The organism is Bacillus sp. A260 (assembly GCF_009861435.1).
In the GTDB taxonomy this organism is placed as follows: domain Bacteria; phylum Bacillota; class Bacilli; order Bacillales; family Bacillaceae_G; genus Bacillus_A; species Bacillus_A cereus.
This window is the reverse complement of the sequence record NZ_CP046398.1, coordinates 3,999,425-4,018,887: the sequence shown is the minus strand read 5'-3', so window position 1 is coordinate 4,018,887 and position 19,463 is coordinate 3,999,425. Positions and strand designations below refer to the sequence as shown.

Below are 19,463 nucleotides of genomic sequence, written 5' to 3'. Positions count from 1 at the left end.
TATGAAGGAATGATGAACGGCGTGTAAACAAAAAAATAATATTTGGTAAAAATATGTTATTGACTATAGGTGTGGTGAAGAGTGAGGAGGGAATGGCATGTTTGCTTTGTAACGTTTTGCAAAAGTAGTGAATGTTTTTTAAGAAGTGGTCTTGCCAATTTCATGTGAAACTTGGTATTATTACTAGGTATTAAATTTTTATTGGAATAATATTTTTACAGGAATTTCGATTTATTATAAAGAAATATAAATTGGAATGTTTAAAAAATTTATCGTAAGATGGAAATAGTAAATATTTCTATTAGTTAATGAAATATATTTTCTAATAGAGTACATCGTATTTTTACAGTCAATCTAGTTTTCGTGACGAGAATCTGTAAAAACGGGACAAACAAGAGTATGGGAGTGGATTTTACATGTTTAAAATTCAAGAAGTTCGTGAATTAATTAAATTAATTGATAGCTCTAATATTGATGAATTTGAATACAAAAAAGACGGTACAACAATCAAAATGAAAAAGCGTGGTAATGAAGTTGTTGCTGTGCAAGCACCTGCAGCAAAACAAGCTATGCAACCAGTAGCGCCTGTTGAAGTTGAAACGACAGTAGCAGCAGCGCAAGCAGAAGTGCCAAAACAAGAAGAGAAGAAGGTTGTTCAAAATGAAAACCTACATAAAATCACATCACCGATGGTAGGTACATTCTATTCTTCTTCTTCGCCTGATACACCTCCATATGTAAGTGTTGGGGATAGAGTATCGAAAGATTCTATCGTATGTATTGTCGAGGCTATGAAGTTATTTAACGAAATTGATGCTGATGTAGAGGGCGAAATTGTTGAAATTCTTGTTAATAACGGACAGCTTGTTGAATATGGACAACCGCTATTTCTTGTAAAAGCGTAATAAGGGAGTCTTTGTGATGATAAAAAAAGTATTAATAGCCAATCGTGGGGAAATTGCTGTACGAATTATTCGTGCTTGTAAAGAAATGGATATTGAAACAGTTGCAATTTATTCAGAAGCAGATAAAGAGTCACTTCACGTACAGATTGCAGACGAGGCGTATTGTGTAGGACCAACGATTTCGAAAGAAAGCTATTTAAATTTGACAAACATTATTAGCGTTGCGAAGTTAACAGGCTGCGATGCTATTCATCCGGGATACGGATTTTTAGCAGAGAATGCAGATTTCGCAGAGTTATGCCGTGAATGTAACTTGATTTTTATCGGTCCAAGTCCAGAAGCTATTTCAAAGATGGGCACAAAAGACGTTGCTCGTGATACAATGAAAGAAGCAGGGGTTCCGATTGTACCAGGTTCACAAGGGATTATTAAAAATACCGAAGAAGCGATTGAGCTTGCTAATCAAATTGGATATCCAGTTATTATTAAAGCGACTGCAGGTGGCGGTGGAAAAGGTATTCGTGTTGCACGCCATGAAGAAGAGCTTATAAAAGGAATTCAAATTACACAGCAAGAAGCTAGTACCGCTTTTGGGAACCCTGGTGTATACTTAGAAAAGTACGTTGAAGATTTCCGCCATGTTGAGATTCAAATAATGGCAGATACACACGGAAATGCCATTCATTTAGGAGAGCGTGATTGTACAATTCAGCGCCGTTTGCAAAAACTATTAGAAGAAAGTCCATCACCTGCACTTGATGAAGAGATTCGCAAGCAGATGGGTGAAGCGGCAGTTAAAGCGGCGGTAGCGGTTGATTATACAGGTGCTGGTACGGTTGAGTTTATCTATGAATATAAAACGAAAACCTTTTACTTCATGGAGATGAATACGAGAATTCAGGTTGAGCATCCGGTTACTGAAATGGTAACAGGAATGGACTTAATTAAAGAACAAATTCTTGTTGCTTCAGGAGAAAAGTTATCGTTACAGCAAGAAGAAGTACAATTTAATGGTTGGGCAATTGAATGTCGAATTAATGCGGAAAACCCTGCCAAAAAATTTATGCCATCTCCAGGTAAAGTAGAAATGTACTTACCACCAGGAGGATTTGGTATTCGCGTCGATTCAGCTGTATATCCGGGATATTCAATCCCACCTTTCTATGATTCGATGGTTGCTAAATTAATTGTTCACGGAAAAACACGTGAAGAGGCAATTGCAAAAATGAAGCGCGCACTTAGTGAATTTGTCATTGAAGGCGTACATACAACAATCCCGTTCCATTTGCAATTGCTAGATCATCCTGATTTTGTAAAAGGTGAGTTTAATACGAAATTTTTGGAAGAGCATGAACTTGTGACGCAGTGATACATTAAAGGAGGTTTTTTTCATGGCTGAACATATGTTAGATATGGGTCAAGATACAACTCTTGGTAAAGTAGAAATTGCACCAGAAGTAATTGAAGTAATTGCAGGTATTGCAGCTGCTGAAGTAGAAGGTGTAGCGGCAATGCGCGGTAATTTTGCTACAGATGTTGTTGAGAAGTTAGGTAAGAAAAATCATGGTAAAGGTGTAAAGGTTGAATTAGCAAACGAAGATATTATCGTTGACCTTTATGTTGTAATGTATTTTGGTGTAGCAATTCCAGTTGTTGCACAAAAGATTCAAGACAATATTCGCCAAGCACTCTTTACAATGACAGGACTTGAGCCAAAAGAAGTGAATGTTCACATCGTTGGCGTAACATTCGAAACACAAAAAACAGAAATCGAACCAGTGTAAGAATGAAAAGGTGCCTAGTAACATAGGCATCTTTTTTATCGTTTCATTTCTTCACAAATTACAACCCTCTAATTATTATACTATTTCAAAAAATAAGAAATAAACAAGAAAATGTGTCGTTTTTCCAAAAAACGTACATTGTGATAAGATATGGAACTTGAAGTTAATCTTTTTATTATTTTTCAGCCTTGTAACCCGTGTGTGAAACGATAAATTGTGTTATTATCATTGTATTATAAGGTTGGAAAATCAATGAAAACTGTAAGAGTAAGTGAATTGACGGCTTATAAATTATAATAATATAACAAAGTATAAGGAAAGACTTGAAGCATAAAGGAGAGTTACAATGAAACGTAGGACGGCTAGAGAAAGAGCAATGCAAGCATTATACCAAATGGATATTACAGGTGAATTAGAACCGAAAGTAGCAGTGGAAAACACGCTAGATGAAGGCGAAGAAACAAATGAGTTTCTAGAGTCACTTGTAGTAGGTTTTGTAGAAAATAAAGAAGCAATCGATGAAGCGATTCGTCAAAATTTAAAAAAGTGGAAGCTTGAGCGTATTAGTATTGTTGATCGCAGTATTTTACGTGTAGCTGTGTATGAAATGAAATACATGGAAGAAATTCCACACAACGTAACAATTAACGAAGCAATTGAAATTGCTAAAACATTTGGGGATGAGGAATCTCGTCGTTTTATTAACGGCGTTTTATCTAATATAAAAGATACACTGTAAATTCTTTAAGGGGGAATCTTAAAATGGTAGCAGTAATCATCAAAGGAAATGAAGTTGCGGAGAAAAAACGAGCACAATTAACAGAAGAAGTTGTGAAGTTGAAAGAGCAAGGTATTGTACCAGGATTAGCAGTTATTTTAGTTGGAGAAGATCCAGCATCTCGTTCTTATGTGAAAGGAAAAGAAAAAGGCTGTGAACAAGTAGGGATTTACTCAGAGCTAATTGAACTTCCTGAAACAATTACTGAGGAACGTTTGCTTGCTGAAATCGATCGCTTAAATGGCGATGACCGTATTAATGGCATATTAGTGCAATTACCTTTACCAAAACATATTGAAGAAAAAGCTATCATTGAAAGAATTTCACCAGAAAAGGATGTAGACGGATTTCACCCAATCAGCGTGGGACGTATGATGACGGGACAAGATACATTCCTTCCATGTACACCGCATGGTATTGTAGAATTAGTAAAAGAAACAAATCTTGATATTTCTGGAAAACATGTAGTAGTAATTGGAAGAAGTAATATTGTCGGTAAACCAGTGGGGCAATTGTTTTTAAATGAAAATGCCACTGTCACATATTGTCATTCTAAGACGCAAAATATGAAAGAGTTATCGAAGTTAGCTGATATTTTAATCGTAGCTGTTGGACGACCTAAAATGATAACAGCGGATTATATTAAAGAAGGGGCGGTTGTAATTGACGTTGGTGTTAACCGTTTAGAAACAGGAAAACTTTGTGGTGATGTTGACTTTGACAACGTGTTAGATGTTGCGGGTTACATTACACCTGTGCCAAAGGGTGTTGGTCCAATGACAATCACAATGCTTCTTCATAATACTGTTGAATCTGCCAAACGTGCAGGTGTCGTTTGTAAATAATTTGAGTCGGCTATGAGGAGAGAGAAATGGAGAAGCAATATTTAACCGTTACAGCGTTAACACGCTATATAAAAACAAAAATAGAATATGATCCGCATTTGCAGTCTGTTTGGTTAAAAGGTGAAATTTCCAACTTTAAAAATCATAGCCGTGGCCACATGTATTTTACATTGAAAGATGAAAATGCAAGAATCGCAGCGGTTATGTTTGCGGGCCATAATCGTAATATTAAATTCAAACCTGAAAATGGGATGAAGGTACTCGTGAAAGGAAAAATCTCTGTTTACGAGGCGAGTGGTTCTTATCAAATTTATATTCAAGACATGCAGCCTGACGGAGTCGGAAATTTACATTTAGCGTACGAACAGTTAAAAGTTCGTTTAGAAGAGGAAGGACTTTTTTCTCAAGTTTATAAAAAAGCGATTCCTCCTTACGCTAAAACAATAGGTGTGATTACGTCGCCAACAGGAGCAGCGATTCGTGATATTATAACAACGATTAAACGTCGTTATCCAATTGGGAATGTTATTGTATTTCCGGTACTTGTACAAGGGGAGTCAGCGGCTCCCTCGATTGTACAAGCGATTCGTACAGCGAATGAAATGGGAGAGATAGATGTACTAATCGTTGGTCGTGGTGGAGGTTCTATTGAGGAATTATGGGCTTTCAATGAGGAAATGGTTGCAAGAGCAATCTTTAAGAGTGAAATTCCTATTATTTCGGCAGTAGGCCATGAAACAGATTTTACAATTGCAGATTTTGTTGCAGATTTACGCGCGCCAACACCGACCGCAGCAGCTGAGTTGGCAGCACCTAACATTATAGAGTTACAAGAAAAGGTATTACAAAGAACTCTGAGATTGCAAAGAGCAATGAGAGAGTTAGTACATAAAAAAGAAGAAAAACTACAAGTGTTGCAAAAATCGTATGCGTTCCGTTATCCAAGACAAGTATATGAGCAAAAGGAAGAGCAATTAGATAGAGCGCTAGAACAGCTTGTTTTAGCGAAAGAGCGCTATATTGATAAAAAGGTGAATCAGTTAAAGCAACTTTCATTTTATTTAGAGAAGCACCACCCATCTCAAAAAATTATGCAAACGAAGGTAGCTGTGGAAACGTTGCAAAAGCAATTACAACGTGAAATGCAAACGTTACTTCAAACGAAAGAATTTGCCTTTGTAAGAGCTGCTCAAAAACTTGAAGCGTTAAGTCCGCTTAAAGTAATGATGAGAGGGTACGGGCTTGTATATGATGAAGAGAAGCAAGTGTTAAAAAGTGTGAAAGATGTAAGCCTTGGAGATGCTGTTTCAGTTCAATTACAAGATGGAATACTAGATTGTAGCGTATCAGGCATAGAGGAGCGTGAATTGAATAATGGAAAATAAATTAAGCTTTGAAGAGGCAATTTCGCAACTTGAGCATCTTGTTTCTAAGCTAGAACAAGGTGACGTACCTTTAGAAGAAGCGATTTCTTATTTTAAAGAAGGTATGGAATTATCTAAGCTTTGTGATGAGAAGCTGAAGAATGTACAAGAACAAATGGCAGTTATTCTTGGGGAAGATGGAGAGCTTGAACCGTTTACTGCTTTAGGAGATGAAGCATAGTGACGATTGCTTTTGATACTTTTTTGAAAGAAAGTAAAACTTTCGTAGAAGAAAAACTTGTAAGCTATGCAAATGGATTACAATGTCCAAATGTACTTCGTGAAGCGATGGCATATTCTTTGGAAGCGGGTGGAAAACGTCTCCGCCCGTTACTTTTGTTTGCAACATTACAAGCGTTTGGGAAAGAAAGAAATCTTGGAGTAGGTGCAGCTTGTGCTCTTGAAATGATTCATACATATTCGTTAGTTCATGATGATTTACCTTGTATGGATGATGATGATTTAAGAAGAGGAAAGCCCACAAATCACAAAGTATTTGGTGAAGCGATGGCAGTTTTAGCAGGAGATGGCTTATTGACATACGCTTTTCAAGTTATTATGGCATATGAGCAAAAAGAAATTTCTGCTGAAAAAAAAGTAAGACTTGTACTTGAACTCGCAAAAGCAGCAGGACCAGAAGGAATGGTTGGCGGACAAGTGGCAGATATGGAAGCGGAAGGGAAACGCCTTACGATTGATGAATTGGAGTACATCCATAAACATAAGACCGGAAAACTACTTGAATTTGCTGTACTTGCGGGTGCGATACTTTCTGATGCGACAGAAGAGCAAGAAGAAAAGTTGCTTACGTTTGCCAAATATATCGGTCTAGCTTTCCAAATTCGAGATGATATTTTAGATGTGGAAGGAACTGAAGAAGAGATTGGAAAACCGATTGGTAGCGATCTTTCTAATGAAAAGAGCACATATACGACGTTGTTTACTGTAGATAGAGCAAAGGAGATTTTAGAAGAAACAATTGCAGAAGCAAAAGGTGCGATTAGCTCCTTGCAATTACAAGATGAATATTTACTATCTATTTGCGATTTGATTGCAAAACGTAATAACTAATATAACAGCGTTTTCATTTGTTGAGTCATTCATCATTTTATGATATAAATGTAGGAAAAGGTTTTTCTTTTCTTGTTATTGGCAAAAATATATGTAGATTACATTGCCGTTATCACTTCGTGTTAGCGGCTATTTTTTTCATCGCCTAAAGAAATATGGTTTATAATAGGATTAAGGCGCAATAGACTGGTTAATAGCGGGACAAGACGAAAAATAGAAAAGAGAATTTCTTGTTTTGTGTAAATGTTTTTTATAATATTTGACATGTTGACAGATTATGAAATGAAAGTGAGTGATCCGTGTGGATCTAACGCAAATTCAAAACCCTAGTTTTTTGAAAGATATGTCTATCAGTGAACTAGAGGGATTGAGTGAGGATATTCGTAAGTTTTTAATTGAAGAGCTCTCTCAAACAGGTGGACATATTGCACCTAATTTAGGTGTAGTAGAACTCACAATTGCTCTGCATAAATTATTTGATAGCCCGCAAGATAAATTTTTATGGGATGTAGGACATCAATCCTATGTACATAAAATTTTAACTGGACGCGCGAAAGAGTTTGGTACATTAAGGCAATATCAAGGTCTATGTGGTTTCCCGAAACGTTGTGAGAGTGAGCACGATGTATGGGAAACTGGTCATAGCTCGACTTCGTTATCGGCTGCAATGGGAATGGCTCTGGCACGTGATTTAAAGAAAACGAAAGAATATGTTATACCAATTATTGGAGATGGTGCTTTAACAGGCGGAATGGCTTTAGAGGCATTGAACCATATTGGACATGAAAAAACAGACATGATTGTTATTTTGAATGATAATGAAATGTCAATTGCACCAAACGTTGGTGCGCTTCATAATGTGCTCGGTCGTTTACGTACCGCAGGAAAATATCACTGGGTAAAAGATGAATTAGAGTATATATTAAAGAAAATTCCAGCAGTTGGCGGGAAAGTGGCTGCGACAGCAGAGAAAATAAAAGATAGTCTTAAATATTTACTAGTATCTGGTGTCTTTTTCGAAGAGTTAGGCTTTACATATTTAGGTCCAGTCGATGGGCATGATTATGAAAAGTTATTCGAAACGTTGCAATATGCAAAGAAAACAAAAGGCCCAGTACTCGTTCACGTTATTACGAAAAAAGGAAAAGGTTATAAACCGGCTGAGAGTGACGTTATTGGAACTTGGCATGGAACAGGACCTTATAAAATTGAATCAGGTGACTTCGTTAAGCCGAAAGAAGTTGCACCAGCATGGAGTGCTGTCGTTAGTGAAACAGTACTTAAGCTAGCGAGAGCAGATGAGCGTATCGTAGCAATTACACCTGCAATGCCTGTTGGATCAAAACTTGAGAAATTCCAAAAAGAATTCCCAGATCGTATGATTGATGTAGGTATTGCAGAACAGCATGCTACAACAATGGCAGCAGGTATGGCAACGCAAGGAATGAAACCATTCTTAGCGATTTATTCAACATTTTTACAAAGAGCATATGACCAAGTTGTTCATGATATATGCCGCCAAAATTTAAATGTTTTCATCGGAATAGATCGTTCGGGATTAGTAGGAGCAGATGGTGAAACGCATCAAGGCGTATTTGATATCTCATTCTTACGTCACTTGCCGAATATGGTGCTTATGATGCCGAAAGATGAAAATGAAGGTCAACATTTAGTTTATACGGCGATGCAATATGAAGATGGACCAATCGCATTGCGTTATGCGCGCGGTAATGGACTTGGCGTTCATATGGATGAAGAATTAAAGGCGATTCCAATCGGTACGTGGGAGACGTTAAAAGAGGGTACACAAGCAGCTATTTTAACGTTTGGTACGACAATACCAATGGCAATGGAAGCAGCTGAGCGTCTTGAAAAAGCTGGGGTTTCAGTGAAAGTAGTGAATGCTCGCTTTATTAAACCAATGGATGAAGCATATTTACATGATCTTCTAGGAAAGAATATACCGATTTTAACGATTGAAGAAGCTTGTTTAATCGGTGGTTTTGGAACAGGAGTAGTTGAATTTGCATCTGAAAATGGTTACCATAGTGCATTAGTTGAACGAATGGGTATTCCAGATCGCTTCATAGAGCACGGAAGTGTAACAAAATTATTAGAAGAAATTGGTTTAACGACAGATGCTGTTGTAGACCGTATTCATACAATGATTCCATCAAAACAAAAAAGGGCGTAACAAATGAGCGTAAAAAAAGAAAGAGTAGATGTACTATTAGTAGAGCGAGGACTTATAGAAACGCGTGAGAAAGCAAAGCGCGCCATTATGGCCGGACTCGTATATGCAAATGAGATGAGACTTGATAAGCCAGGAGAGAAAATCTCGCAAGATACTGAGATTACGGTGAAGGGACAAGTTATGCCGTATGTAAGTCGTGGTGGTTATAAACTTGAAAAGGCATTAGAGACATTTCATCTTGATTTACAAGATAAAGTTATGATAGATATTGGTTCATCAACTGGTGGCTTTACAGATTGCGCGCTTCAAAATGGAGCGAAATTATCTTATGCATTAGATGTAGGATACAATCAACTAGCGTGGAAATTACGTCAAGATGAGCGTGTTGTTGTAATGGAACGAACAAACTTCCGTTACGTGACACCAGCAGACTTAGAACGTGGTTTACCTCAATTTGCAAGTATTGATGTTTCATTTATATCATTAAAGCTTATACTGCCAGTTTTAAAAACAATGCTTATGCCTAACGGAGATGTAGCAGCGTTAATTAAACCGCAGTTTGAAGCTGGAAGAGAGCAAGTTGGGAAAAAAGGTATCGTTCGTGATAGAAAAGTACATGAAGCTGTTGTAGAAATGATTGTCGAGTTTGCTTTAAAAGAAGGCTATGATGTGGAAGGTTTAACATTCTCACCAATTACGGGTGGGGATGGTAATATTGAATTTTTAATTCATCTGAAATGGCATGGTGAACGTGAGAATGGCGAAAATCATTCTCCGATTTCTATAGAGCAAGTTGTTACAGAAGCGCATGAAGTTCTAAAACAAAAAGGGAAAGGGGAATAACATATGTTGTTCCTCTTTTTGCTGTAATTGTATAATGATTGTAAAAACAATTGTGTACAAGAAACGAATTATAAGTTAACATAAATAAGTGAAGTATACCAATGTTTAAACTATGGTAAGAGATAGTGTGAGGTGCAAATGTATGAATAAAGGTCAGCGCCATATTAAAATCAGGGAAATTATTGCAAACAAAGAAATTGAAACACAAGATGAATTAGTTGATATTTTACGTAATGAGGGATTTAATGTAACGCAAGCAACAGTATCGCGCGATATTAAAGAACTGCACTTAGTGAAGGTGCCATTACATGATGGGCGCTATAAATATAGCTTGCCAGCAGATCAACGATTTAACCCGTTACAAAAATTAAAACGAAATCTAGTGGATTCATTTGTAAAATTAGACACGGCAGGACATATGCTTGTGCTAAAAACATTGCCTGGTAACGCTCATTCACTTGGAGCACTTATTGATCATTTAGAGTGGGATGAGATCATCGGAACCATCTGTGGTGATGATACTTGCTTAATTATTTGCCGTACACCTGACGATACAGGTGTTGTCTCTGATCGTTTCTTAAATATGTTGTAACAAAAAATCTTGTTTGCTTTCCATCGTAAAGTGGAAAGTGAACAAGATATTTTTATTGGTTAAAAATATGAATTTTCAATTGTAATATAATATTTTGTTTGCATAAAGTTAGAAAATAGATGGATTGACCCGTAAAACAAATGTTTGGTACAATGAAGCGGGTTAGAAGAGTATATACATACAAATATATAGCATGATTATTTGAATGAAGAACTGAGAAAATCCTTTAGTAAGGGATTATTTTATAACGAGGTGAATGGGGCATTGTTATCGGAATTATCGATTAGAAACTTTGCTATTATTGAAGCATTAAATATTTCTTTTCAAAAAGGTTTAACGGTTTTAAGCGGTGAAACAGGGGCCGGAAAATCGATTATTATTGATGCAATTAGTTTACTTGTAGGTGGCCGTGGGTCAGCAGAATTTGTTCGATATGGAACAGAGAAGGCTGAGATTGAAGGGCTATTTTATGTTGAAGATGAGAAGCATCCATGTATTGAAAAGGCAGAAGAGTTAGATATAGAAATAGAAGATGGCATGATTATTTTAAAGCGTGATATTGCTGCGAACGGGAAGAGTGTATGTCGTGTAAATGGGAAGCTTGTTACACTTAGCATATTAAAAGAAATTGGGAAAACACTTGTTGATATTCATGGACAGCACGAAACGCAAGATTTAATGAATGAAGAACGACATCTGTTTATGCTTGATCACTTTGATGGGGATCGAATCGTTAAACAATTAGACATATATCAAAACGTATACGCTGACTATGAAAAATTAAAAAAACAATTGAAATCGTTAAGTGAAAATGAGCAACAAATGGCACATCGCTTAGATTTAATTCAATTTCAGCATGAAGAAATTCGCAAGGCGGATTTAAAGATGGATGAAGAAAATGAATTAACTGAGGAACGATTGCAAATTTCTAATTTTGAAAAGATTTATAAAGCGTTAGGTGATGCATATCGTTCGTTAAGTGCCGACGGACAAGGGTTAGATAATGTAAGAAGTGCAATGGGGCAAATGGAAAGTATTACACATTTAGATGAAGTGTATCAGGAGAATCATGATTCAATTGCAAATAGCTATTACTTATTAGAAGAGGTTGCCTATCAACTGAGAGAAAAGCTCGATATGATGGAATATGATCCAAATCGTTTAGATGAAATCGAAACACGTTTGAATGAAATTCGTATGCTAAAGAGAAAATATGGAAATACTGTAGAAGAGATTTTAGCGTATGCTGATAAAATTGAACAGGAAATTTTTACGATTGAAAATAAAGACGTTCATATTGAAACGACGAAGAAACAGTTGAAGGAATTAGAAAGTGTTATTCTGAAAGAAGCAACGTTGTTAAGTAATATGCGTCATGAGCTTGCAGAACACCTTACAAATGCAATTCATCAGGAATTAAAAGAATTATATATGGAAAAAACGAAATTTGAAGTGAGAATTATGAAGAGAGAAGGAAATGTAGAAGAGCCCCTTGTGGAAGGTGCGCCGGTAAGACTTACGGCGGATGGTTACGATCATGTGGAATTTTATATTTCAACGAACCCAGGAGAGCCGCTAAAACCACTTTCAAAGGTTGCATCTGGCGGAGAGTTATCTCGTATCATTTTAGCTTTAAAAAGCATTTTTTCTAAGCATCAAGGGGTTGCATCTGTTATTTTTGATGAAGTGGATACGGGTGTAAGTGGCCGGGTCGCACAGGCTATTGCGGAAAAAATTTATCGAGTATCAGTAAACTCGCAAGTACTTTGTATTACGCACTTACCTCAAGTAGCTTCAATGGCAGATTCACATTTATTTATTCGAAAACAAGTAGCGAATGATCGGACAATTACATCGGTTACTGTTTTAACTATGGAGGATAAAGTAACAGAAATAGCTCGAATGATTTCTGGTGTGGAAATCACAGATTTAACGACAGAGCATGCGAAAGAATTACTTACGCAAGCGCATCATTTTAAACAGACAGCAGAGGCTATCCAGTAATGGATAGCTTTTTTTCTCAAATGACGATTTCTTAATTCTTCCGGTTATAAATAAAGCACTGCAAGGAGAGATTAAAAAGTGAAGCCAAGAGGCTGAATGTGGGGTAGGAGCGAGGAGAGTGAACAAGTTGAAATTAGAAAAATTTCGAAAAATAATAGGTCTTTGTCTCCTTGTTTCTTTAGTTTTTATTGGATGTTTTAAACCGCTTCGAACGTTTATTTCATCACCGAAACAACTTGTTGTTTTTGAAGGACAACAATCAGAAATATCATCATTACCAGTTTTCAAAGCTTCATCCACAAATCGTCATGTATTTACAGTGAGTTCGAATGAACAAAAACAAGGACTTATGGTAAATTCTCATCAAAATGGTGAAGCTGATATGGTATTTCAGCTTGCTGGTTTTCCAGTAAAAAAAGTAAATGTGAAAGTGTTAAAAGATTTTAAAGTGATTCCAGGTGGACAATCAATTGGTGTGAAATTAAATACAAAAGGTGTACTTGTTGTAGGCCATCATTTAATTCAAACTGAAAAAGGTAAAATATCTCCTGGTGAAACAGCAGGTGTACAAATTGGAGATATGATTACTGAAATTAATGGTAAAACAATTGAAAGAATGAGTGATGTAGCACCGTTTATTCATAATAGTGGAGAAACAGGTGAACCGCTTAATCTTGTATTGTTAAGAGATGGAAAATATATTCGTACGAAGCTAACTCCACAAAAAGACAACGGTGAATCGTCTTATCGAATTGGCTTGTATATCCGTGATTCGGCAGCTGGAATTGGAACGATGACATTTGTTCATCCAGATTCTATGAAATATGGGGCACTTGGTCATGTTATTTCTGATAATGATACGAAAAAGCCGATTCAAGTCGAAGATGGACAAATTATGCGCTCGACAGTTACATCAATTGAAAGAGGTAGTCATGGGAATCCAGGGGAGAAATTAGCAAGATTCTCACCAGACCGTGAAGTGATTGGCAATATTACAATTAATAGTCCATATGGTATTTTTGGAAAATTAAATACGAATATGAAAAACGGGATAATGGATAAAGCAATGCCTATCGCATTATCTCATCAAGTAAAAGAAGGACCGGCAAAAATATTAACAGTTATTGATCAAGATAAAGTAGAAGCGTTTGATATTGAAGTCGTTAGTACAGTGCAGCAAAAATTCCCAGCCACAAAGGGTATGGTAATAAAAGTAACAGATAAACGTCTATTAGCGAAAACGGGCGGTATCGTACAAGGAATGAGCGGAAGTCCAATTGTACAAAATGGAAAAGTAATTGGTGCTGTTACACATGTATTTGTAAATGATCCAACATCAGGATATGGTGTTCATATTGAATGGATGTTACATCAAGCTGGAATTAATATTTATGATCAAGAGAAAAAAGCGAGCTAATATATATTATTAGCTCGCTTTTTCTGTTGAAAAATTCGTTGAAATTTTGTAAAAGCTCCGCAAGAGGTGTTTTTTGTTGTAAAATAAAAGGAAAGGGTTGAACGTTTCGTTGTATTTCTATGATGGAATGTGTTGCGAAAGGGAATAAATGAACGATAAACATATTTTTTTGTGATTTTATCGGAAAGTAAGAAACTTTAAAAGGGAATTTTCACACAATTGTCGAACAATTCATGTAGCCTAGAAGGATACACATGTCGGAGAATCGATTCGGTAAGGGAGGAAAAGCTGTGGAGAAAATTAAAGTATGTCTTGTGGATGATAATAAAGAACTAGTATCAATGTTAGAGAGCTATGTAGCCGCTCAAGATGATATGGAAGTAATCGGTACTGCTTATAATGGTCAAGAGTGTTTAAACTTATTAACAGATAAGCAACCTGATGTACTCGTTTTAGACATTATTATGCCACACTTAGATGGTTTAGCTGTATTGGAGAAAATGCGACATATTGAAAGGTTAAAACAGCCTAGCGTAATTATGTTGACAGCATTTGGCCAAGAAGATGTGACGAAAAAAGCAGTTGACTTAGGTGCCTCATATTTCATATTAAAACCATTTGATATGGAGAATTTAACGAGTCATATTCGTCAAGTGAGTGGTAAAGCAAACGCTATGATTAAACGTCCACTACCATCATTCCGATCAGCAACAACAGTAGATGGAAAACCGAAAAACTTAGATGCGAGTATTACGAGTATCATTCATGAAATTGGTGTACCCGCTCATATTAAAGGATATATGTATTTACGAGAAGCAATCTCCATGGTATACAACGATATCGAATTATTAGGATCGATTACGAAAGTATTGTATCCAGATATCGCAAAGAAATATAATACAACAGCAAGCCGTGTGGAGCGCGCAATTCGTCACGCGATTGAAGTAGCTTGGAGCCGTGGGAATATTGATTCTATTTCGTCCTTATTCGGTTATACAGTATCCATGTCAAAAGCAAAACCTACGAACTCTGAGTTTATCGCAATGGTTGCGGATAAGCTGAGACTTGAACATAAAGCTAGCTGAGAGTAGAAGTAGCAATGGGTTTTCGTTTTAGTAAAACCGATGTATGCTGGAACGCTATGCTCGATGTTAATTTTAAAGCCAATAAACTTTTTAATGAAAGACCAATGAATGTTATAATTCGTTGGTCTTTTTATTTTGTTGAGAAAAAGAGATTATTTGATAGTGTGGAAAATAAAACCTATTTTCAGTAATATTACATGTAAGTGAGTTTTTTATAAGGCAATAAAATAGATATAGATAGGGAGAAGGGGAATGGAAAATAAAATTTCAACTTGGCTAGGAATAGTAGCAGCTATGGGAGTTCTTGCTATTGCAGTTACATTTGGAATGTTAGAACTTGCAGATAATCCAGTAGATAAAGAAGTGAGCGCTCAAATAGATAAAAAAGAAGACCAAACAATAGTAGGTAGAGAGGTGGATGGGGTCTTTGTTGATGTGTATGTTACTGAAAATTCTACTGAAAGCGAAGTCATTACAGCGATGCATCGCATGACTCATCAAAAAGTGGTGGCAGAACGAAAATCGGGCTCTATCCCAATGATTCAAAGTAATGCTAAAAAATTAAAAGAAATTATAAATAAGAGTAGCTTTACGAAGAAAAATGAACTTTTAGCAATTGCTGATAGATGGGCGAAAAAAGATTTTAGTAAAATTGTAGAAGATCACAATTATTTCTCGGATGCTCAAGAAGATAGCGTTTGTAAAGTAACTAGAGCAATGGATGCGTTAGAAGAGCAACATTATATTTTAACTACATTCGGGGAGGAAAAAGCGAAAGAACTATACGAATCAGGGGATGCTCCGCACGTTCAATAAAAAATAATATAAAGGACTTCTCTAGTTTTTTTATTATCGTGTTTTAAGGACGTAATGGGACTTATAAATAAATGGTCTGCTTTCTTTATGACGTGTAACAAAAAAAGAAAAGATGTGATTCATTATTAAATGATGAAGGAACAGCTAAATCACATCGTAGTACATCTGTTAAAGGATTTTAGTAGGAAAGGCATCCGTGATATAATAGAAAATAATAAAAAGTCCTGCAAAACAGGACTGTATTATTCTTCGTCTTTATTTTGTTTTTCTAATTCAACTAGCTTTTGAATTAAAATGTGCTGCGGCATATGCATGAGTTGTTCAAGTGGAACACCTAGTGCTTTTGATAAGCGGACTGCAGTATCTGGAGAGATTTGTAATGGTCTCATAGAAGTACCTCCTTTTTCGTATAGTATAGCATAAGATTGGGGGAGTGAGGATGACTCTTATATTTGCACATCGTGGTGCGGCTGGAACGTACCCAGAAAATACAATGATTTCATTTGAAGCGGCTGAGTCTTTTAGAGCGGATGGAATTGAACTTGATGTTCAATTAACGAAAGACGGAAAAGTTGTCGTCATTCATGATGAAACGGTGGACCGGACAACAAATGGAAAAGGTGCGGTTCGGAATTATGTATATGAGGACTTATGCAAGTTAGATGCAAGTTATAAATTTGGTGATAAAGTAGGTTTTTGTAAAATACCACTTTTAGAAGAGGTATTAGAATGGCTTGCACAAACGAGTTTGCTACTTAATATTGAACTTAAAAATAATAAAATTCCATACAGAGGTTTAGAGGAAGAAGTTATAACGCTTGTACGGAAATTTAGTCTAGAGGATCGTGTTATATTTTCTTCGTTTAATCACTACAGTATGAAACGGTGCCATATGATGGCTCCTGATATTCAAACAGCAATTTTATATCGCGAAGGTTTGCATAGTCCGTGGGCATACGCGAAAAAAATGGGCGCTACAGCAGTACATCCGAATTATCGTTACCTTCAAGATGCTATTGCCGAACTAACGATGGAAAGTGGTGTAGAGGTTCGCCCTTATACAATTAATGAAGAAACGCTTATGCGTAAATATTTTGATATGAATATATCGGCGATTATTACTGATTACCCTGAAACGGCCAGAACGTTAATGCCAATAAAAAAATGAGACCGCGTGTAACGGTCTCATTTTTTTATTTATAAATAGTGGGGCATTCCTATCTTCTAAAGCGAGCTTGTACTTTATTTCGTTTACGGTCTCGGTGCAAGACGAAGCCACCGAAGATATAAAACCCGAGCCCGAAGCAGAGAGCGCCGATTAAAAATTGTAACCACAGTATAGAGATTGGTGGAAATAGAATCCCGAATACAGTATCTCTCATTAACTTTATACCAAACACAGCTAATGAAATAGGGATGAGTGCTAATAGTAGAGCAACGTAACGCTGCATACATAACGCTCCTTTTCAGATTATTTCGTATATTTTAATGATGTTATAAGAAAAGGGGGTTTGTCAAGAGGGTGCTGAACGAGTAAGATAAAGGTGTGAAAAAATTTGCAGAGTTACTTCGAGAGGAAGTGGGATATATGAAACAAAAAGTATTAATTGTTGGTGCAGGTGAAGGCGGGAGCGCACTGCTGAATCTGTTACAAAGTTCGAATATATTTCAAATTATAGGGATTATTGATATAAATCCGTTGGCAAAAGGACTACAAATTGCTAAGGAATACGGGATTGCAATTGGAGAAAGTGTAACTCCATTTCTTTCTATGCATATCGATGTAATATTTGATATGACAGGTGAAGATGATGTGCATAAGGTTTTATTGGAAAAAAAGAAAAAAGACACTCTTCTTATACCAGGTGATATCGCAAAAATTGTTACAGGATTAGCGCATGAGAAGGAAGGGCTGATTGGGCGATTAGAGGAACAAACGCAACAAGGAGAATTAATTTTAAATTCTACACATGACGGCATGATCGTAATTGATCGAGAGGGACAAGTTCTTCTTTTTAATAAAAGTGCAGAGCGTATTATCGGATATAAAAAAGAAGAGGCGATAGGAAAATATATTTTAGAAGTCATTCCAACTAGTAAATTACTTCGCATTATACGTACGAAACAAATAGAAGTAAATTATGAACTAACATTAGAGAATGGAAAGAAAATTATTACAACGCGTATACCGATATTAAAAGAGGGCGGAGAGGTACAAGGGGCATTTGCAATTTTTAAAGATATAACAGAAGTTGTAGATTTAGCGGAAGAAGTTACAGATTTAAAGGAGATTCAAACACTATTAGAGGCAATTATTAACTCATCTGAAGAAGCAATTTCGGTTGTGGATGAAAAAGGAAGAGGTTTAGTCATTAACCCGGCATATACGAAATTAACGGGTTTAACAGAAGAAGATATTATTGGGAAGCCTGCTACAACTGATATTGTAGAAGGCGAAAGTATGCATATGAAAGTACTTCGAACGCGTCGTGCGGTGCGCGGAATACATATGAAGATTGGGCAAAAAAAGCGCGATGTAATTGTAAACGTGGCACCAGTCATTGTGGATGGAATATTGAAAGGAAGCGTCGGCGTTATCCGTGACGTGTCGGAAATTCAAAAGTTAACAAATGAATTGAATAGAGCAAGGCAAATTATTCGCACATTAGAAGCGAAATATTCATTTGATGATATTGTCGGGAATTCAGATGAAACAACGGCAGCTATCGAACAGGCGAAGCTAGGAGCAAATACACCAGCAACAGTGCTGTTACGCGGTGAATCTGGGACTGGTAAAGAATTGTTTGCACATGCAATCCATAATGGAAGTAATCGAAAATACAATAAGTTCGTCCGTGTAAACTGTGCGGCCATTTCGGAGACGTTGTTAGAAAGTGAATTATTTGGTTATGAGGAAGGGGCGTTTTCTGGAGCGAAAAGAGGCGGGAAACGTGGGTTCTTTGAGGAAGCAAATAACGGTAGTATTTTTTTAGATGAAATAGGGGAGTTATCTGCAAATACACAAGCGAAACTCCTTCGTGTACTGCAGGAAAAAGAAATTGTAAAAGTTGGTGGAACGAAAGCGATACCTATTAATGTTCGAGTAATTGCAGCGACGCATGTGAATTTAGAAAAGGCTATTCTAGAAGGGAAGTTTAGGGAGGATTTATATTATCGATTAAATAAAATCCCAATTCAAATTCCATCTCTTCGTCAACGTAAAGGAGATATACCGACAATTGCGGACAGATTGATTCAAAAAATTAATCAAGATTACGGTCGTAATGTAGAAGGGCTCACTGATTCAGCCATTTTATATTTACAATCATACGAATGGCCAGGGAATGTGAGGGAACTTGAAAATATTCTGGGAAGAGCTATTATCTTTATGAATTATAACGAGACCTATATTGATGTACACCATTTACCGCCATTACATAACGAAGAGCAGGTGGAGTCAAAGCAATCTCATTTATTACCTGAATTAGAAGAAAAGCCACTTGAACATTTAGTGACAGAGTTTGAAGGGAATATTATTCATGAATATTTGGAGAGATTTGATGGGAATAAAACGCAAACTGCAAAAGCGTTAGGAATTTCCGTTCGAAATTTATATTACAAGCTAGAAAAGTATGACCATGCAAAAAATAGCATGCAATAAATTGCGTACCGTGCAATTTATTGCATGGTATACAAAAAGCGACA

19 protein-coding genes are annotated in these 19,463 nt (G+C 36.5%); 17 read left to right on the top strand and 2 right to left on the bottom strand.

Going from position 1 to position 19,463, the window contains the following annotated elements; translation table 11 throughout:
• The first annotated feature begins 416 nt into the window (after nt 1-416).
• The 15 genes from accB (at nt 417) to GD442_RS20135 (ending at nt 15,758) form a co-directional block, all read left to right on the top strand.
• Nucleotides 417-905: an acetyl-CoA carboxylase biotin carboxyl carrier protein gene (gene accB / locus GD442_RS20205; protein ID WP_000472866.1), complete on the top strand. Its 489-nt coding sequence runs from the start codon at nt 417-419 to the stop codon at nt 903-905.
• 16 nt (nt 906-921) lie between these two features.
• On the top strand, nt 922-2,274 hold the full coding sequence (gene accC / locus GD442_RS20200) for an acetyl-CoA carboxylase biotin carboxylase subunit (RefSeq protein WP_000592871.1): 1,353 nt from the start codon (nt 922-924) through the stop codon (nt 2,272-2,274).
• Nucleotides 2,275-2,296: 22 nt separating this feature from the next.
• Nucleotides 2,297-2,689, top strand: coding sequence for an Asp23/Gls24 family envelope stress response protein (locus tag GD442_RS20195; RefSeq protein WP_000807630.1), 393 nt, complete (start codon nt 2,297-2,299; stop codon nt 2,687-2,689).
• Nucleotides 2,690-3,035: 346 nt separating this feature from the next.
• The gene (gene nusB / locus GD442_RS20190) at nt 3,036-3,428 is read left to right on the top strand and encodes a N utilization substance protein NusB (protein WP_000830247.1); all 393 of its coding nucleotides are present in this window, start codon (nt 3,036-3,038) and stop codon (nt 3,426-3,428) included.
• Nucleotides 3,429-3,451: 23 nt separating this feature from the next.
• Nucleotides 3,452-4,312, top strand: coding sequence for a bifunctional methylenetetrahydrofolate dehydrogenase/methenyltetrahydrofolate cyclohydrolase FolD (gene folD, locus GD442_RS20185; RefSeq protein ID WP_000226732.1), 861 nt, complete (start codon nt 3,452-3,454; stop codon nt 4,310-4,312).
• 26 nt (nt 4,313-4,338) lie between these two features.
• Nucleotides 4,339-5,697, top strand: coding sequence for an exodeoxyribonuclease VII large subunit (xseA, locus tag GD442_RS20180; protein WP_000415249.1), 1,359 nt, complete (start codon nt 4,339-4,341; stop codon nt 5,695-5,697).
• Nucleotides 5,687-5,917, top strand: coding sequence for an exodeoxyribonuclease VII small subunit (gene xseB / locus GD442_RS20175; RefSeq protein ID WP_000428423.1), 231 nt, complete (start codon nt 5,687-5,689; stop codon nt 5,915-5,917). Before xseA ends, xseB begins: the two co-directional genes overlap by 11 nt.
• A complete protein-coding gene (gene ispA, locus GD442_RS20170; RefSeq protein ID WP_000150381.1) occupies nt 5,917-6,807 on the top strand; it encodes a (2E,6E)-farnesyl diphosphate synthase in 891 nt (296 codons plus the stop codon). Before xseB ends, ispA begins: the two co-directional genes overlap by 1 nt.
• Before the next feature lie 301 nt (nt 6,808-7,108).
• Nucleotides 7,109-9,001 (top strand): 1-deoxy-D-xylulose-5-phosphate synthase, encoded by a 1,893-nt coding sequence (dxs, locus tag GD442_RS20165; RefSeq protein WP_000366452.1) that lies wholly within the window; start codon nt 7,109-7,111, stop codon nt 8,999-9,001.
• A 3-nt stretch (nt 9,002-9,004) separates the two neighbouring features.
• The gene (locus tag GD442_RS20160; protein WP_000111875.1) at nt 9,005-9,844 is read left to right on the top strand and encodes a TlyA family rRNA (cytidine-2'-O)-methyltransferase; all 840 of its coding nucleotides are present in this window, start codon (nt 9,005-9,007) and stop codon (nt 9,842-9,844) included.
• Between the two features lie 142 nt (nt 9,845-9,986).
• The gene (gene argR, locus GD442_RS20155) at nt 9,987-10,436 is read left to right on the top strand and encodes an arginine repressor ArgR (protein WP_001032580.1); all 450 of its coding nucleotides are present in this window, start codon (nt 9,987-9,989) and stop codon (nt 10,434-10,436) included.
• A 264-nt stretch (nt 10,437-10,700) separates the two neighbouring features.
• Nucleotides 10,701-12,440 carry a DNA repair protein RecN gene (gene recN, locus GD442_RS20150; protein WP_000947768.1) on the top strand — a complete coding sequence of 580 codons (1,740 nt, stop codon included), beginning with the start codon at nt 10,701-10,703 and terminating at the stop codon, nt 12,438-12,440.
• 118 nt (nt 12,441-12,558) lie between these two features.
• Nucleotides 12,559-13,857 (top strand): SpoIVB peptidase, encoded by a 1,299-nt coding sequence (gene spoIVB / locus GD442_RS20145; RefSeq protein ID WP_002000940.1) that lies wholly within the window; start codon nt 12,559-12,561, stop codon nt 13,855-13,857.
• Between the two features lie 290 nt (nt 13,858-14,147).
• Nucleotides 14,148-14,942, top strand: coding sequence for a sporulation transcription factor Spo0A (gene spo0A, locus GD442_RS20140; RefSeq protein WP_011110369.1), 795 nt, complete (start codon nt 14,148-14,150; stop codon nt 14,940-14,942).
• A gap of 252 nt (nt 14,943-15,194) precedes the next feature.
• A complete protein-coding gene (locus GD442_RS20135) occupies nt 15,195-15,758 on the top strand; it encodes a PRK06770 family protein (protein ID WP_000428229.1) in 564 nt (187 codons plus the stop codon).
• Nucleotides 15,759-16,000: 242 nt separating this feature from the next.
• On the opposite strand, the gene GD442_RS20130 is transcribed toward GD442_RS20135, so the two are convergent.
• On the bottom strand, nt 16,001-16,147 hold the full coding sequence (locus GD442_RS20130; RefSeq protein ID WP_001247671.1) for a YycC family protein: 147 nt from the start codon (nt 16,145-16,147) through the stop codon (nt 16,001-16,003).
• A 50-nt stretch (nt 16,148-16,197) separates the two neighbouring features.
• Here GD442_RS20130 and GD442_RS20125 point away from each other — a divergent pair, with 50 nt between their 5' ends.
• Nucleotides 16,198-16,926, top strand: coding sequence for a glycerophosphodiester phosphodiesterase (locus GD442_RS20125; RefSeq protein ID WP_000172575.1), 729 nt, complete (start codon nt 16,198-16,200; stop codon nt 16,924-16,926).
• Nucleotides 16,927-16,975: 49 nt separating this feature from the next.
• Here the strand turns inward: GD442_RS20125 and GD442_RS20120 are convergent, their stop codons facing one another.
• Nucleotides 16,976-17,209: a DUF2627 domain-containing protein gene (locus tag GD442_RS20120; RefSeq protein ID WP_001190211.1), complete on the bottom strand. Its 234-nt coding sequence runs from the start codon at nt 17,207-17,209 to the stop codon at nt 16,976-16,978.
• A gap of 137 nt (nt 17,210-17,346) precedes the next feature.
• On the opposite strand from GD442_RS20120, the gene GD442_RS20115 reads away from it, so the two are divergent.
• Nucleotides 17,347-19,419 carry a sigma-54 interaction domain-containing protein gene (locus GD442_RS20115; protein WP_098213763.1) on the top strand — a complete coding sequence of 691 codons (2,073 nt, stop codon included), beginning with the start codon at nt 17,347-17,349 and terminating at the stop codon, nt 19,417-19,419.
• Nucleotides 19,420-19,463: the final 44 nt, after the last annotated feature.

Coding starts and splice junctions, on each gene's coding strand:
- GD442_RS20125 (WP_000172575.1), top strand. CDS start 16,198: ATGACTCTTATATTTGCACATCGTGGTGCGGCTGGAACGTACCCAGAA.
- xseB (WP_000428423.1), top strand. CDS start 5,687: ATGGAAAATAAATTAAGCTTTGAAGAGGCAATTTCGCAACTTGAGCAT.
- argR (WP_001032580.1), top strand. CDS start 9,987: ATGAATAAAGGTCAGCGCCATATTAAAATCAGGGAAATTATTGCAAAC.
- GD442_RS20160 (WP_000111875.1), top strand. CDS start 9,005: ATGAGCGTAAAAAAAGAAAGAGTAGATGTACTATTAGTAGAGCGAGGA.
- folD (WP_000226732.1), top strand. CDS start 3,452: ATGGTAGCAGTAATCATCAAAGGAAATGAAGTTGCGGAGAAAAAACGA.
- nusB (WP_000830247.1), top strand. CDS start 3,036: ATGAAACGTAGGACGGCTAGAGAAAGAGCAATGCAAGCATTATACCAA.
- accB (WP_000472866.1), top strand. CDS start 417: ATGTTTAAAATTCAAGAAGTTCGTGAATTAATTAAATTAATTGATAGC.
- GD442_RS20130 (WP_001247671.1), bottom strand. CDS start 16,147: ATGAGACCATTACAAATCTCTCCAGATACTGCAGTCCGCTTATCAAAA.
- GD442_RS20115 (WP_098213763.1), top strand. CDS start 17,347: ATGAAACAAAAAGTATTAATTGTTGGTGCAGGTGAAGGCGGGAGCGCA.
- GD442_RS20120 (WP_001190211.1), bottom strand. CDS start 17,209: ATGCAGCGTTACGTTGCTCTACTATTAGCACTCATCCCTATTTCATTA.
- GD442_RS20195 (WP_000807630.1), top strand. CDS start 2,297: ATGGCTGAACATATGTTAGATATGGGTCAAGATACAACTCTTGGTAAA.
- GD442_RS20135 (WP_000428229.1), top strand. CDS start 15,195: ATGGAAAATAAAATTTCAACTTGGCTAGGAATAGTAGCAGCTATGGGA.
- accC (WP_000592871.1), top strand. CDS start 922: ATGATAAAAAAAGTATTAATAGCCAATCGTGGGGAAATTGCTGTACGA.
- xseA (WP_000415249.1), top strand. CDS start 4,339: ATGGAGAAGCAATATTTAACCGTTACAGCGTTAACACGCTATATAAAA.